The following is a 16,492-nucleotide window of genomic DNA, read 5'->3' on the forward strand; positions in this document are numbered from 1 at the left end:
CCCGTTCCCCACGATCGTTCCCTTCCATGAACTTGATGCACCTCGGATTCCTGGCGGCCGGCGCCGCGGCAATGTCGTTGCCGTTGTGGATCCATTTGTTGCTGCGTCAGAAAGCGACGTCGATGGAAATCGGTTCGATCCGATTTGTCAAACAGGTCGTCCGCCGAACCAAGAATCGACAACGGATTCAGCGCTGGATCCTGTTGGCGTTGCGGGCGTTGGCGGTGTTGTTGCTGGGGCTGCTGTTTGCACGTCCGTTTTTTCCGGATACTCCCGCTGATGGAAGCACGCGTGAAGTCGCGATTCTGATCGATCGTTCGGCGAGCATGGGAGCGCGTCAAGAAAACGGCGCCGCGGCGATCGAACAGGCGATTCGGCGGGCGAAAGCGTACGTCGGCAGCTTGGGGGCGGAAACGCGAGTTCATCTGGGACTGTTCGATGCCGCCGGTGTTCAGCCGGTTTCCTTGAACGAACTCGATGCGGCTGCGGCATCCTCCATGGCGACGCGTTACGAGGACGCGTTTGATTGGGCCGGCGATCTGCTGGCGGCGTCGACGCGTGCCGATCGCAGTTTGATGGTGCTCAGCGACTTGCAGCAATTGGGCGCTTCATCGGTCAATCTGTCCGCGTTTCCGGCCGATGTTTCGGTTCGAATCGAAGACCCCGCACCGGCGATCGCCCAGAATCTGGCCATCGAATCCGCCGTCGCAACCCAAGTCGAACTTCGCCCCGGCGTGCCCGTCGCGGTGGAGGTTCAACTGGTCAATCACGGGGCGTTCCCGGTGATCGGTGCGCCGTTGCGAATGGAACTCAGCGGCCCGAAAAGCCCGATCGTCATCGAACGCAGTGTTTCACTTGCCGCGGGCGAGCGAGAAGCGTTGCGGTTGGAGTTGCCGATCGAAACGCCGGGGCTGTATCGCGGTTCGGTCTCAGTGGATTTCGACGACCCGTTGGCCTGGGACAACCAGCGAGCGGTCGCGTTGGAAGCCAGGCATCCCGACCGCTTGCTGCTGATCGATGGAGACGCGGGCAGCAAGGCTTGGGAAAACGAAACCTATTTCATTGAAACCGCACTTCGATTGCGAACGCCGGTGGGGACCGGACCGGCGAGAACGTTTGAAGTGGAGCGACTGGTCTGGGATCGTGGCTCCGGTTTTCCCGACCTGGCCGGTTTTCGATTGATTGTGATCGCCAACCTGAGTCGCTTTACCGAACGAGACGCCGTGCGATTGAACGCCTTTGTTCAGCGCGGTGGCAATGTGCTTTGGTTTCCAGGTGACCGATCCACCGACGCGGTTCACGAGCGGTTGCAGGCCGCCGGCTTGCTGGGCACGACTACACTCGGCCGTGTGACCGACACCGTCGCTCGCGTGCAGGCATTCGACGTCGATCATCCTGCGCTCCGCCCCTTTGCCGATCCGCAGCACGGCGATCTGCGACGTTTGACGGCCGGCCGCGTGTTGCCGATTCAGTCCGCCGATCCCGATTCGGAAATCCTGATTCGAAGCCGCCGTTGGCCGCTGGTGATCAGCCATCGGGTCGCTGATGGACGCTTCGTGTTTGTGGCGACTTCGGCGGACCGAAGCTGGAGTGACTGGCCCCAAAATCGTTTGTTCGTCCCGCTGATTCGGCAGTTGGCCGCATGGTTGACCGGCCAGTTGGATCTCCGGCAATCAGTGCAAACGAAAAACATCGATCACCCCGAGCAGGTCCCGGGAATACAGAGCGATGGCGATGCGGTGGTGGTCCTCAATGTCGATCCCGCCGAATCCCAGATCAATCGTTATGACGTCGACGCGTTCCGCGAAACGCTGGGATTGCCGCAGCATTCGGTCGTGACCGCCGAATCGGATCGCCGCCAACAGTACACGCCTGAAGGGGTTGCCCGGGCAGATGAAAAGTGGCCTTGGGTGGTTTGGATGCTGATCGGCGTCTTGAGTTCAGAATTAATCCTTGCAAGTCGCGTGCATGAGTGATGAAATGGTTGGGTGCTTTGTCAGCTACGCATTTTCCGGTTGCGTTTGTCCAGCGGACGACGGCCCGGAAGGGCCATCGTACTCGAAAAACGGGTCGTCCTAAGCTGGACGGTTCCTCAAGGCTAAACACCAACGGTTGCTGAGGGTGCTTCGCATTTTGGGTACCTGACCCCTTTTCCGCGGCCGAATCCTTTTGTGAGTGTGATCTACCATGAGCATTGCCGAACCCGCGCCGCGCTCCCCGAGTCGGCCGATCCCGATGCCGGGAACGCACCATCAGCGGCTGGATCGTTTGAAGCATCAAGAACGGCAACGAAGATTCATCATTTGCGTGTTGGCGTTGCTGTCGTCTCTGGTGGTGTGGATCGGCCTCGCCGCAACGGCGGACTTCTACCTGGAATTGACTTCGGTGCTGCGCTTGGTCCTCTGGGGCTGCATCGTGATGGCGGTCGCAACGGTGTTCGTGTGTTTCCGGGGCTGGCTGAGTTTTGATTCGATCGATGCGGTCTGCCAGGCCGAGAACACTCGGCCGGAACTGGGGCAACGTCTCCGCACCAGTTATGACTATCAACATCATCCGGACTCGGTCTCGGCGGCTGATCCCGAGTTGCTCGGCGCGCTCGAAACACAGACCGAGGAACAGGTCGTTCGTCGTCCCTTGGCCCCATTGGGGAAATCGTGGCCGATCGGAGCACTCGCCGGATTTTGTTTGCTGGCCGGATTCGTGTGGCTGACCGTGTTTGTGATTTCTCCCGCATGGCGAGTCGCCAGCGGACGCTTGCTGTTCCTGCCACTGCATTACTCGGACGTTGAACTTGAGACGTTACCGGAGTATTTGGAACAGGGAGACGATTTGGTGGTGCGGCTTCGCGTCGCCGGACGCCCGCTCCAATCCGCGCTCATCCGATATCGAACCAGTGCTGACGGTCCTTGGAGCGAAGCCCCCGTCACGCCGGAAGCGGAAACGCTCTTGCTCGGTGAGTTGACTGCGGTGGTGCCGGATTGCCAAGACGATTTGGAACTCCAGATTTTGGCGCGTCCGTTGGAAACAGAGATCCAGCGGATCGCGGTCCGGCTTCCGCTGGCGGTGCAGCAATGGAACGCTTCGGTCAAACCGCCGGCGTACACCGGGTTGTCGGTCGACGATGGACCGGCCGATGGGCTGCGGATCCCGGAAGGCTCCGACGTTGAACTCTCCGCCCGCTACAACCGACCGCCCGCGACCGTCGAGGTTGATTTGACCCCGACCACCACGAAGCCTTCCGCCACGTCCGTTTCCGATGCGACGGCCAAATTTTCGATCGAAATTGCAGACAATTCCGTCGATGTCGCCCTCCATGCCCGATCGGCCGATGGCGTTGCCAACGATGCATCGATGCAATTGAACGTGATCCGCGACCGCGCCCCGGTGATCAAGTTTCTCAGTCCGGAACCGGATGCCGAGGCGATTGCGACGAGCGAATTGCGATTCACGCTCGAAGCGTTCGACGATTACGGAGTCGGAACGGTCGAGATTCGTTATCGTCTGGACGATGGTCCCGAACAAACGCTCTGGACGAGTTCCGCGGACGAGTCGGCGGCCGCAATGGCCCACAGCGTCACGCTGCCGCTGGAGGAGTTGGATGTGTCTTTCCCGCAAGCGATCACCTATTACGCCGTCGCCGTCGACAACCGCGCGCCGCAACCGCAACGCACCACCAGCGAACTGCGATTCATCGACATTCGACCGTTCTCACGCGACTACGAATTCAGCGACAGTCAGTGCAATTGTCAGGGTGAGTGTTTGAAGCTGGAAACGCTGATCAAGCAGCAACGCCAGATCCTGGGGCAAACCTTTGTGGTGACGCAGACGGCCGATCGCCGGCCGGCGGACGCGAGCCGCGCCGCCGAGCAGTTGTCGTCGCAGCAGGCGGAATTGCTGGAGCTGACCGAGACGTTGACCGCGGCCTTGGAACAGAAAGTTGGGCCGATGCCTACGCTGACCCTCGCGATCGACTGGATGACCGATGCGGTCGAAGATCTGCAATCGGAGGCATTCGAGACCGGTCGGAAAGACGAAGAGAAGGCGTTGGCCAACCTGATCGCAGCGAGACGGAATCTCCGCAAGATTCTGAAACAAGGTGGTTCGCAATCCAAAATGGTTCGCCAAATCGATCAAAACCTCAAGGACAAGGTCCGCAAGCCGCCACAGGATCGCAAGGAAAAACAAGAACAACAGCTTGCCGACGTGCGCAAAGAACTTGAACAGTTGGCCAAGAATCAGGAGAGCTTTTGCCAATCGGCCGGGGCGTGCAAACAAGCCGCTTCGTCCGGCCAATCCGCCCCGTCAACGGGCTCGGCCGAGCCACCGCCTTCCGCTGATGAACTGGCCAAGCAACAACAACGGGACCACGCCAAGGCACGCGAAATCCAGCAACAGCTTTCCTCGGGACGATTCGGCGAGCTTGCACCACAACGTGTCGGCCAGGCCGCCGCATCGATTCAATCCAGCGCCGAGTCTCTGTCGGATGACACGCCGAAGGAACACGACTACGACGACGCGATCAAACAAGCTGCTGCGGCCGCCGAGCAATTGAGGCAGCTTTCTGATCATCTGGCCCAGCGACACGGACCCAATTTTGCTGACAAACTTGCCGCGGCGAAACGAAACGCCGAACGGCTCGCCGACGACCAAAAACGATGGAGTCAATCGTTGTCCGATTCGCAATCCGATGATGTCACTCCATCGGCAGCCGAAACCGAACAACACAAGTTGGCCGCTCGCGGCGAAGAACTCGCGGATTTGACCGACCAGTTGCTGGCCGAATCGACTGACCAGGAGTGGCAAGTCCAGGACGCGCTGGCGAAAACGCTGGCCGAGCATCCGCCGCAACGGTCCGCTGCGGCAATAAAGGCTGCGGCGATGAAGATGGCGACCGGTCGTCGGCAGTTCGACGCCGCATCGGCCGACGGCATGCGGGCGTCGGAGTCATTGAAACGATTGGCCGCGGGGCTGCATCGTGTCCAGCAAGCGATGGGCCCGGCACAGCTCGAAACGCTGACGCAAGCGGAGCAGCGTGCCGCGAGCTTGTTAAAGGAATTGCGACGGGCAAACAGCAAGGCACAACAGACGATCGCCGCGGCGGAAACGAACCGCTTTGCCCAATCGCTTGCCCCCATGGCCGCCAACGATGCGGAATTGGCCAAGGCCATCGAAGCGTTACCCGAACTGGCCACCGCCCCGACAAGCCTGGTCGAGGGGTTGCGGGCGATCGACGAAGTGCTGCAACGCAGGATTCAAGAAGCCGTCTTGAGCGGCGTGATTCAACAAGCGACCGGCCCCGTGCCGCCGGAGTATGTCGACATGGTGGACGATTACTACCGAGTGCTTTCCGAGGACGTCGAGTGACCGTGTTCAGACGCATTTTCTTCGTGACGTTGGGAACACGCTGACATGCCGGATTGGGAACCGCTGTATCCGCTGGTGGTGTATGGGGTGATCGCGGTGGCGATCGCCGCGCTGTTGTGGTTGGCCCGTCGGATTTCGGTGGCGCCCAAATCCACGAACCCGTTGCTGTTGATGCTGCGGGCCGTCGTCATGCTGGGATTGGTGTCGCTGTTATTGAATCCGATCGATCGTCGTGAAACCGTTTTGCCGCCACGTCCGCCGGCCGTCGCGCTGCTGGTGGATTGTTCCCAAAGCATGGGGCTTGGTCAGGGGGAATCTCGCATCGATCAAGTGAAGCGGACGATCGGTTCGGTGACACAGGGGATTCAGAAAGAACGCGAAATCCGTTTTCCGATGTTTCGTTTCGGTTCACGCCTGGCCAAGGTGCCGGGGCTATCGGAATTGTCCGCCACCGACGATGCGTCCTTGTTGTCCGATGCGTTGCAGAAGCTGCCGTCACGCGTAGCCGACCATCAAACGCAGGCCGTCGTTTTGTTTTCCGATGGCGCCGTCGACAAGACCGACCAATTGGTTGAATTGGCCACCGCCTATCGTGAGCTTGGGATTCCCGTCCACGCCATGCTTCCGCAACAACGGGACTTACGAGGTGATATCGCGATCACCGAATTGTCCGTGCCTCCGCGGGTGGCCAAGGGTGACCAGGCGACGATCCGAGCGGTGATTGAAAGCCGCGGTTATGAAAACGAACGAGCGATCGTCTCGATTCGCCCCGCCAATCGTCCCCAGTCATCACCGCTGGCATCGTTGCCTATCACGTTGACCGAAGGCGCGACGTCCTGCGAATTGGTCGTCACCGCTGATCCGGCACTGGGCGAATTGGCGATCGATATTCCCGTTGATGCCGGGGAAGCGGTCGCCAAGAACAATCGTGTGCCGTTTCAGTTGACCGAGAAAGATCGCACGCTGAAGGTGCTTTACATGGAAGGCACGTCGGCGCAGGAGAGCCGGTGGTTGCAAAACGCCTTGCACGCCGATTCGGACATCAAGTGCGTCGCGATGACGGTCAACAATCAATACGCCCAACGGCCGAGTCTGCAACGGATCGATGATCCGTATCGAGGGTTTCCGACGACGCGTGCGGAACTGTTTCAATACGACGTCGTGATCTGCAGCGACATCTCGTTCCAGGCGTTCACCCCGGAGCAAATCGATTGGACCGTCGAGTTGGTGGATCGGCGTGGCGGCGGATTTGTGATGATCGGCGGGTTCACCAGCTTTGGCGCCGGCGGCTGGGATCGTACGCCGTGGGAAGGGCTGATCCCGTTCGACATGACCGGACGCCGAGACTTTTTGAATCAAGGGTTTCAGGTCGTCGTTCCCGAGCAAGCCGAGTCACATCCGATCTGGAATCTGTTTGACGATCCGGCACGCAATCGCGCGGCGCTGGCGGCGATGCCCCCGTTCGGCGGCACCAATCTGATTTCGCGTGTGAAACCGGCCGCAACCTTGTTGGGGCAAACACGAACACCGCTGGCCCGCGTCGGCGTCATGCCCGTCTTCGCGTGCGAGAGTTTTGGACGCGGGCGCACCTTTGCCATGTCGACCGATACGACCTATGGCTGGGGAAGTCGGTTCGAACGTGAATGGGGCGAGGGCGACAATCGCTACTACCAAAAATTTTGGCGAAACGTCGTGCGTTGGCTGGCGGAAAATTCTCAGGCGTCGCAGAAACGTTTGACGCTTCGTGCCGACCAGGTCATCTATTCGCCGGAGGAATCGATTCAGCTGGTGGTCGAAGCGTTTGACAAGGATTTTAAGCCGACGACGAAGTATCGCGTGACCGCGCAGTTGGTTGCCAGCCCGGCCGAGGAGGCGTCGCCGACCGATGGCATCGATCAACCCGCCGGTTCGGATTCGACGCCGGTCACGCTGGATGCAAAACCGACGGCGGAACACTACACCGCATCGATCCCAGCCGCGTTGCCGGGGGCGTCGGACGACCGATCCAGTCCGATGCAGACGGCGTACCTGGTCGTCGACGCGTGGCAAGCCGATCAGAAAGTCGCCAGCGGTTCGCTGGAAATTCAGTTGTTGCATCGGTCTGACGAATGGCTTCGCCCGCAAGCGAAACCCGAACGATTGCAAACGGTGGTCGAAGCCGGGGGCGGACGAATGATCGCGTCAAATGAGGATTTAGACGCACTGCTGCGGTCGTTTGACGTCGCGCCGGGAGAGGTCCTGATTCACAAGTTGCCCCTCTGGGACCATTGGATCCTGTGGACGCTGCTGCTGTCCGTGTTGACACTCGAATGGGTCCTGCGGCGACGCGGCGTGCAACACACCTGAGTTTTTTCCACCTATTGGTCTAGATTTTGTAAAGTCCCCTTGTGTAATCTTCCCAACGTCGTCGCCAGGGGCAGCTGATACACGGCACATCACTTGGCAACCACCCTTCCATTCCAACGGGATCTATCCGTAGCACACTGAAGCTAACCAGCATTTCCGAAACCTAACTTCGATCAAGGGGCAACAATGATCAAGGCTAGTCACGACGGTAATCCGTCGCCAGGAATCCGTCCGTTTACGGTCGTTCTGCAGAGCGAACGACTCTCGATTGCAACCCTCCCTGATGCGCTTCCCTTTCAAACGTTGGAAGTCGACCACTGGGAGGCCGTCTTCAAGAAGCTGAGCTCTTTTCGACCGGGATGTCTGCTCGTCGATTTTGACAATGATCGCGACCAGACGCTCACAACGGTTCGGAAATTTGCCGATCAAGGCATTCGGTTTTCGATTGTCGGACTAACGGCCGACCGCTCGCGACGAACCTTGCATCAAGCGCTTCGTCACGGTTTCGTCGATTTGGTTCCCCATCCGATTGAAAGTCGGCTGTTGATCGAAGCGGTCCAGGAGGCCTTTCAGGCCGACGCCGCCGGACCGGATTCACTCTGCACACTGCGCAGCGGTTTTGGACGGTTGACCCCCAAGGAACGCGAGGTGCTGCCTCAACTGCTGTTGGGAATACCATCGCGACGTCTGGCCGGCAAGCTCAATGTTTCTTACCAAACAATCGATCGTCATCGCAAACGCGTGATCGAAAAAATGAACGTCGACAACATGACGGAACTGGCGATGAAGCTGTACCGTCAATATTAGTGCTTCGTCAACTTTTAAACTTGGGGTGCCGCGGAAAAGGGGTCAGGCCCCAAAAATGCGCAGCACCCTTCGGGCCAATGGGTTTTTGGGGCCTGACCCCTTTTCCGCTCCGAAGCACTAGACGCTAAATGTCGAACACGACGACCAGGTCGATCGCTTGGTGATTGCCCAGCGAGAACGTGACCACGCCGTCTTCGCAGCCGACGTCTTGGGGCAGGTCTTCCAACGACCGCTCAATCCCCGTGATGTCTGCGATGAAAGCGGCTTCGGCGACGGCACAGAATTGCAGCTTGACCTTCGACGTCTTCGGCCGGGTCTGAACCACTTGCATTCTGACCGCAAGCTTGCCGTCGCTGCGGCGCGCGGTTTTCATTTCCGTGACCAAGACGTCGGTTGAGGAAACGTGGACCAGCCATGCCTGGGACGTCACGCCCGTCGGCGATCCGCTCTCGGACGAATCGATGGCGAACGCTTCCGCCGGCGCGATGCAGGACCGCGCCACCGCGACCGGAGACGGACAATCAAACGCAAACGTGACCCGAAACGGAATCGCCTCGGTGCCGGTCGGGACCCCGATTACGGTGTCGAGGAATCGGTCGGCGACCTTGCGGTGCAGCGGCAAGCCATAACCGGCGACCAAGGTTTGCTTTTCCGCTTCGTCGATCAAGACGCCCAGCGGTGCGACGAATTTTTTTGATGACGCGCTGTGCACCTTGTCGCGGACCAGGGGCCGCAAAATCGCCGCCTCCCCGGCCACGGCCGTTCGTACGGCAAAATAGTTTTTCCAAAACGCGCCTTCGGATTCGATTTCAATCTTTGTTTTGGGATGCAGCGTCCCGTCGACTTCCAACAGCCGGCTTCCCCGCCGCAATCGATAACGAAGCGAAAACTCGGCGATCGTTTTGCCATCGTTGTCGTGCAACTCGCCCGACGCGGTGATCTCGCCGAGCGCCCGGTCGGACTGCGTGACCTCCATGCGTTTGCAAACCATCGTCCCGCCCTCTTTGTCGCCCGACAGATCGGCGGCCGCCACCAAACGCATCGACAGACGGTTGCCGCGTGAGGCGCTAAACACACCCGACAGGCTGCCGCCGGTTTCATCCAACGCGACGGCCATGAATTCGTTCTTCAACACGGCGTGTTCGGCAATCCCCTTTTCGCCGCCGGTCAATCGTTTCAGCAGCCCCTGCTTCTTGACCGGTTTCGTTGCCGACAGACGCGTGAATCCCATCGCCGGCACGTCGAACGTCACATCACAGCCGCCTCCGCCCGCTGCGGTGGCCGCGTAGACGAATTTTTCGTTCGCCGGGCTGCCGCCTTGCAGTTGGGTTTGCCGTCGGGTCGCCACCCCCTGGGCGTTGAAACACAACGCGTCCTTGGCGATCCGGTCGTCGGTCGACGGAGTGACGCCGACCAGCTGAGCGATCAGCTGGTGGTCATCGGCGCGGTCGTGTGAATCGGGGGAGCCGCCGGCAGATTCCGAATGGGCGTCGTCTGCTTGTTCGTCGTCGGGCTGTTGGTCGTCCAGCAAGCTCGGTTTGGCCAGCGTCGCGATCGCCCGCAGGGTTCGTCGGGCTTCGGTTCGGACCGTGTGGCAAAAGGACTCGGCCATCGCGCCGAGCGAGGTGTCGGATTTGGGATCGATGACCTGCTGCGCGATCTCTGCCGCGGCATGCTTGGAGATCGCATCGAGCGATCCGTGATGGTAGGGGCGTTCGCCGTCGGTGAAGTAGCGTTCCAGGGTCCAGAAGCGGCCCATCGCGACGCTCCAGGTCGCCGCTCGACAGAGGTCCAGAAAACTGTCGCAGACGCGATCGGGCCAATGCACCAACAGCGCCGTGGCGACTTCGCCGGTGTCGATCAATTCGCCCAAATGGGCACCGAGGGCCAGGAAGGCGGCATCGCTGGCGGCATCCATCGGTTTGGCGGTCAACGCTTCGACTTCCTTGTGGCCGCCCGAGACGATCACCTTGGACTCGTCACCGAATCCCGTGCCGGCGGTGAAATCGATCGGGATCACACCCTGGTATCCGAGTGCCGCCAGGGCGGGGACCAGATCGACCGGTGTCATGCCGGAGAGTCGGGCGTAGACCGAGGGGGTCTGGCCGATCGCTGCAGCGGCCAGCGCCGTGCCGGATTCAAACAGGTGACGCGCCGAGGCCATCGTCATCGCATCGAGAGCGTTTGAATCGCCGCCATTCCAGCCGCCACCGGCCCAGCCGACGGTGTCCAGGGAGAGCAATTGGCGAAAGCGGTCGAATCGCTCGTCGTGTTGCGGGGCGTCCTTGGCCGCACGCACTTCCGCAGCCACCGCGCCGTCGACCAGGAGATTGCGTGGCGTCCCCAGCACCCCATCGCCGTCGTTGTCCGCCGTCGCACTCGCTTGGAAGCGTTCCAGCCAACCGGCCTCGGTCGCGGACTTCAGCACACTCGGGGTCAGCAGAGTCAGGTCGACCAGGTGGGGATCGCTAGAGAAATAGTGGTCGCGTTCTTCGGAAAGGGAATCGAAAACGTCGTGCAACGCTTCGGCGGCCGACGTGGCGTCCCGATCACAGAACGCTTTGGCCGCCGCAACGATCCGGTTCTGCAGATGCAACTCGTCCAGATTGCTGGTGTACCGCAACCGCCGCGTCATGATTTGGATCTGCAGCGACAGGTAGCCGGCGGCATAAAAATCTTCGACGCCCAGCGATCGCGTGGCCGACGGCAGCGCCGCGCAGCGGGGGGCGGCGGGATCGATCCCCAGCGCGGCGAGCATTTCCGCGCGGTCCGCCCCGGTCACCCACGTGCAGTCGGGATTGCCATCGCACTTGCGGCGAAAGTCCGCGGGGATCTGTTTCAACGAGGGATCCGGGACCACGATCACGCGTGGTCCCTCGGGGTTGGGGGGCGTGTCGGCGCGATACCAAGTCGGGATCTGTTCGGTCTGGGCCAACAACAGCGGATGCCACAAGATCGTCCAACCGGCCAACAAGCTTCGCGCATCCGAATCGGGACCCCCGGCGGGAAAATCTTCCAAGGTGGCCGAAGGGAGTAGAACGGAACACTCGTCAAACGGGGCCATAACGCGGTCGCAACTGTGAAGAAGGGAAGGAGATGGTGGAAGGAAAGGGGAAGGGGCATCGTACCCGGAAAAGCGGTCGCCTTAAGCTGGGCGGTCCCAATCGCGGCGTCGCCGGCGGACAAATAATTTGACGACAGACCCGCCCGACGAATAGACTAGTAGCGTGGCGGGGATCGATTCGGCTGCGGTGAAGAAACTTTTTTTGCCGCGACGGAGTCTTTTCGCCGGCCGCCGGGACGCAACCCGACGTCGATCGTTGTGCTTGCTGGACTGGTTGTTGAAATCATTCTTTTCTCTTTTCTCCTCTTCCATCCCCTCTCGCGAAGGTGCAGCTTCGAAACGTTTGCCGTGGAAATTGATGGTGCAATGTTGGGGCAACCAGCACATTCGGAACGCACAGGGTGGTGTAAATTCAACATCGTGCGCGGCCGAGCGTGGAGAAGACGGTCGTGTCGGAGTACCCTGCCGGGACGGGACGCACTGCATTTTTTGACGTCGAATCGCAATCGAGTCTAAAAATCTGTCACAATTCAGCCAAAGATCGCCCAAGGATTCTCGTTATCCATCGTTTATTCCATTGTTCCGTTCGCACCTCCGTGTCCGATCCGGTCGCCCGCCCGAGCGGGTTGTTGGCCACTGGTTCGAGAGGTTGTTGCAGCGGGCAGCGGGACCGGTGGGGCGCGAGAGGCCCCGCCGATCGGGGGCGTGGTGTCGCATGATCTGCTCCCGTTGCAATCCCAATCGCCGATTTCACTCATCACTTTTTCGTTAGCGTTCAACCATGGCCAAGAGCTCTTCAGTTTGGGGAATCGAAATCGGACAATCAGCGCTCAAGGCGTTGCGTTGTTCGCTGGTCGATGACGAAGTTGTCGCCACCGCGTTCGACTACATCGAATACCCCAAAATCTTAAGTCAGCCCGAAGCGGACCCAGAAGAGTTGATCGCCGACGCGATCAACCAGTTGCTCGAACGCAACGAGGGGATGACCGACAAGATCTGCATCAGCGTCCCCGGCCAGAGCGGTCTGTCGAAATTTTTCAAACCGCCGCCGGTCGAAGTCAAAAAGATCGCGGATCTGGTCCGTTACGAAGCCCGCCAACAGATCCCCTTTGAGCTGTCCGACGTGGTCTGGGATTACCAGATGATGCCCGGCAGCATGGTCGAAGACGGCTACGCACTGGACAGCGAAGTCGGGTTGTTTGCGATGAAACGCGAACAGGCCAATCGCCAACTGGCCCCGTTCGACGTCGCCAACATGGAAGTCGATGTCGTCCAATTGGCTCCGATCGCGCTGTACAACATGGTCGCTTATGACCGGATGGGTGACCGGCTGGACGGCGAGATCTTCAATTCGGACGAGCCGCCGACCTCCAGCGTGATCCTGTCGATCGGAACCGACAGCTCGGACTTGATCGTCACCAACGGGTTTCGAATTTGGCAACGCAGCATGCCGATCGGCGGGAACCACTTCACCCGCCAGTTGACCAAAGACTTGAAGATGACGTTCGCCAAGGCCGAACACATCAAACGCAACGCGCGTGAAGCGGTCGACCCGAAGCTGATCTTCCAAACCATGCGGCCGGTGTTCAACGACCTGGTCACCGAAGTCCAGCGTTCGATCGGGTTCTTCCGCAGCATCGATCGCAAAGCCGACATCACCGAGCTGTTGATCACCGGGAACACGGTCAAGATGCCGGGCCTGGCCGCCTACCTGGGCAAAAACCTCGGCTTCGAAGTCCACACCCTGGACCGATTCAATCGCTTGGGTGGCGACGACGTGCTGGCGATTCCCACGTTCCGCGACAACGCGACGACGTTTGCGGTCTGTTACGGATTGTGTCTGCAAGGCTTGGGCATCTCGCAAATCCACGCCAGCCTGGTCCCGCAGGAAATCATCACGCAGCGGATGATTCGTGCCAAAAAACCCTGGACCGTCGCCGGCTTGGCCGTGCTGATGTTCGGCATGTCGGCCAATTTCTATTTTACCCAGCACAGTTGGAAAGAAAGCCACGAAGACATTTGGAAGAAAGCCAATTCCGAAGTGACCAACATGGTGAGCCATGCCCAGCAGCACCGTGATACCGATAGCGAACTGGAGAAAAAACTCACGTACCTGAATGCCGTCGGCGAAGAGATCACCGGCGATGCGGAGAACCGTGTCTTGTGGATGGAGCTGATCCGCGGCGTCAATCAGATCATCCCACGCGGGGTCTACGAAGGCGTCGAACCCGGCCAGATGCCCAGCCCCAAGCAGGTGCCCTACGAAGATCGGATCGATTTCCAGATCACGTCGTTTGAAACCAAGTACTACGAAGACATCGCCGAGTGGTACGAAAAGCGAAGGAAGCGATACACCGACGAGAAGGCTGACTGGGAAAAACTGATGAACATTCCCAAGGAGCCGGGCGCCGTGGCCACCGAGCCGGAAGCACCGACGGGACCGTACTGGGTCGTCGAGCTGCAAGGGTATCACTATTTCAATAATCCCGATCGCGTCGGGTTGCACGGCAACAACCACACCCGCAAGTACCTGACGACGGCGTTCTTGGATCCCAGTCGATTGCCGCCCGACGTCGCCAACCGCGTTATCCGCTTGCCCGATCCCAACGATCCGTCGGCGGAGCCGATCGAGTACACCCCCGCCGAACTCGGTATCAGCTATCCGTTGATGCTGGATGTCGAAGACGCGATCGAAACGTCGATCCCGAACCCGGATTATGAACCCCCGGTGCTGGGGACGGCCGTCGTCGCGGCGGACGTCGATCCCGATGCCGAACCGGAATCCTTCAAGGCCCGGCGGATGGATTTTGTGTTCCAATTCCTCTGGACCCCCACGACCCACTCCCAACGCATGGAAGCCAAAGAAGCCGCACGCTTGAAAGCCGAGGAAGAAGCCGCACTTCGGGGCGATGAGCCGCCCGCCGAGGAAACCGGCGACGAAAGCCTGGACGGTTCCGTCGCCGCCAGTCCCTGATCCCCGCGTCCAATCACGCTTCCGTTCGTTCATTCACATCATTCACTTTTCGCAACCCACGCAATCATCATGGACCAAGTCAAAGAGTACCTGGCCGTCGCTATCAAGCATGGATTCTGGATCGGCAGCTCGATCGTCCTGATCGGGGCCCTGGCCGTTTGGTATCTGTCGACGAGTGATCTGAACGAAAAGACGGAATCGCAGATCCGCAAGATCGAAGGCGACGTCCAAAAGGTGACGCAGTATCGCAGCGAGCTGTCGACCCAGCCGAACGATCTGTCCCATCAGTGGATGAACGAAAAAATCGACATCCGCAAAGAAGAAGTCTTGCAGGCCTGGCAGAACGTGTTTGACGCCCAACGGCACATTTTGACTTGGCCCGACAAGTTGAAAGACGACTTTTTGATCGAATTCAAGTACGTCAAAGACCCCGAAACCGGAATCGTTGATCGCAATACACTCAAGTTGCCGTTCGAAAAATACGAACTCTTCCCGCCTTCGTCTGACCCCGACCAGGTCAACCCCGAATTGCTGCGACGCTACGAGCAGTACATCGGCGAAACGCTGCCGAGTTACGCTGAAATTGCCGGTGCCGAATGGACCGCCGATTTTTCCAAACGGGGCGCCGGGATGGGGGCCAGCTATGGGATGGACGAGATGATGATGGGGACGGGAAGGACGCGGCAAGCCAAAATCAATATCACCGGAGCCGTCGAGGAACCGGTTGTGATTTGGAGCACGTCCAGCCAGGAGACCGTGCTCAAGGACCTGTTTCCTTGGCGCGGGGTCAAGGACTATCCGTCGGAACTGGATGTCTACTACTCGCAAGAAAACCTCTGGATCTTGAAGCAGTTGCTGCAAATCGTTGCCGCCGTCAACGGCGGAGCCCAGCAATCGTTCGAAGCCGAAATTCGAGAAATCAAAAATCTCTCGATCGGAAAGTCGGTCACCTTCAACCAGGGCAGCATCTCCGATCCGGGTTCACGGGCCACCGCCGGATTCGGCGGCGGGATGGGGATGGATGACATGGAAGGCTACGGAGACATGGATATGTATGAAATGGATAGCATGATGTCGGGTGGTACCGGCGGCATCGAAAGCGAAGGCGCGGACCCCGGCGACAGCCGCTATGTCAACACCGCCAACGAACCCATCGACGCGGCGTCGTTGCGGAGTGCCTTCAGCAGCAACGACCCGGGACAAGTCGCGATCGCGGTGGCCAAACGCGTTCCCGTCATGATGCACTTGCAAATGAACCAACAAAGCATCGCCAGGCTGCTGGCCGCCTGCGGAAGTGCACCGCTGATGGTCGATGTCCGCCAGGTCCGCGTCATGCCCAAGGGAGGATCCACCAGCGGCGGTGGCGGAGGAGGCGGGTACGGTGACATGATGGGCATGGGCATGGAAGACGAAATGATGGGCGGCATGGGGATGGGTGACATGAGCATGGGCGGGATGGGAGGCATGGGCGGCGGAGCATCCGTCGGAGCCCCCGAGGATTACCCGATGGACATGGAAGTGGAAATCTATGGCCTGATCTATTTCTACAATCCGCCCAGCGAGGAGTCGCTCGGAATCGAAAAGGTCAAGGACGATGTCTCGATCGACGAATCCGCCGAAGTGATTGACGCGCTGCCAGGGCCGACCGACACCGAGCCGACAACCACGGCCGAACCACCGACCGCCACGCCACCGGCGACCGAGCCGCCGGCTACCACACCGCCGGCCGCAGTGCCACCCGCGGACACGCCGCCGGCTGCCACACCGCCGGCTGACACGCCGCCGGCTGACACACCACCGGCTGCCACGCCACCGGCTGCCACGCCGCCAGCCGCAACACCGCCGACCGCGATGGCGATTCCCGTCGCGATTCCCTAACCGTTTCCGATTTTTCCCTCGGCCCGCGAAACGATCGCGGGCCCGACCTCCGACCATTA

Annotated in this window: 7 protein-coding genes; 6 read left to right on the plus strand and 1 reads right to left on the minus strand. The window is 60.0% G+C overall.

From position 1 onward, the window contains the following. The first annotated feature begins 26 nt into the window (after nucleotides 1–26). The 4 genes from Enr13x_RS12995 (at nucleotide 27) to Enr13x_RS13010 (ending at nucleotide 8,517) form a co-directional block, all read left to right on the plus strand. Complete coding sequence (locus Enr13x_RS12995; RefSeq protein ID WP_145386610.1) at nucleotides 27–1,976, plus strand: BatA domain-containing protein; 1,950 nt, start codon at nucleotides 27–29, stop codon at nucleotides 1,974–1,976. 211 nt (nucleotides 1,977–2,187) lie between these two features. After that, complete coding sequence (locus Enr13x_RS13000) at nucleotides 2,188–5,364, plus strand: DUF4175 family protein (protein ID WP_145386612.1); 3,177 nt, start codon at nucleotides 2,188–2,190, stop codon at nucleotides 5,362–5,364. A 45-nt stretch (nucleotides 5,365–5,409) separates the two neighbouring features. Then, nucleotides 5,410–7,710: a glutamine amidotransferase gene (locus Enr13x_RS13005; protein ID WP_145386614.1), complete on the plus strand. Its 2,301-nt coding sequence runs from the start codon at nucleotides 5,410–5,412 to the stop codon at nucleotides 7,708–7,710. Between the two features lie 186 nt (nucleotides 7,711–7,896). Next, complete coding sequence (locus tag Enr13x_RS13010) at nucleotides 7,897–8,517, plus strand: response regulator transcription factor (protein WP_145386616.1); 621 nt, start codon at nucleotides 7,897–7,899, stop codon at nucleotides 8,515–8,517. 124 nt (nucleotides 8,518–8,641) lie between these two features. Here the strand turns inward: Enr13x_RS13010 and Enr13x_RS13015 are convergent, their stop codons facing one another. After that, nucleotides 8,642–11,536: a hypothetical protein gene (locus tag Enr13x_RS13015; RefSeq protein WP_145386618.1), complete on the minus strand. Its 2,895-nt coding sequence runs from the start codon at nucleotides 11,534–11,536 to the stop codon at nucleotides 8,642–8,644. Nucleotides 11,537–12,362: 826 nt separating this feature from the next. On the opposite strand from Enr13x_RS13015, the gene pilM reads away from it, so the two are divergent. Both pilM and Enr13x_RS13025 read left to right on the plus strand, forming a co-directional pair. Then, nucleotides 12,363–14,555 (plus strand): type IV pilus assembly protein PilM, encoded by a 2,193-nt coding sequence (pilM, locus tag Enr13x_RS13020; protein ID WP_145386620.1) that lies wholly within the window; start codon nucleotides 12,363–12,365, stop codon nucleotides 14,553–14,555. 69 nt (nucleotides 14,556–14,624) lie between these two features. Beyond that, the gene (locus Enr13x_RS13025) at nucleotides 14,625–16,433 is read left to right on the plus strand and encodes a hypothetical protein (protein ID WP_145386622.1); all 1,809 of its coding nucleotides are present in this window, start codon (nucleotides 14,625–14,627) and stop codon (nucleotides 16,431–16,433) included. Nucleotides 16,434–16,492 lie beyond the last annotated feature (59 nt).

The organism is Stieleria neptunia (assembly GCF_007754155.1).
Lineage (GTDB): Bacteria > Planctomycetota > Planctomycetia > Pirellulales > Pirellulaceae > Stieleria > Stieleria neptunia.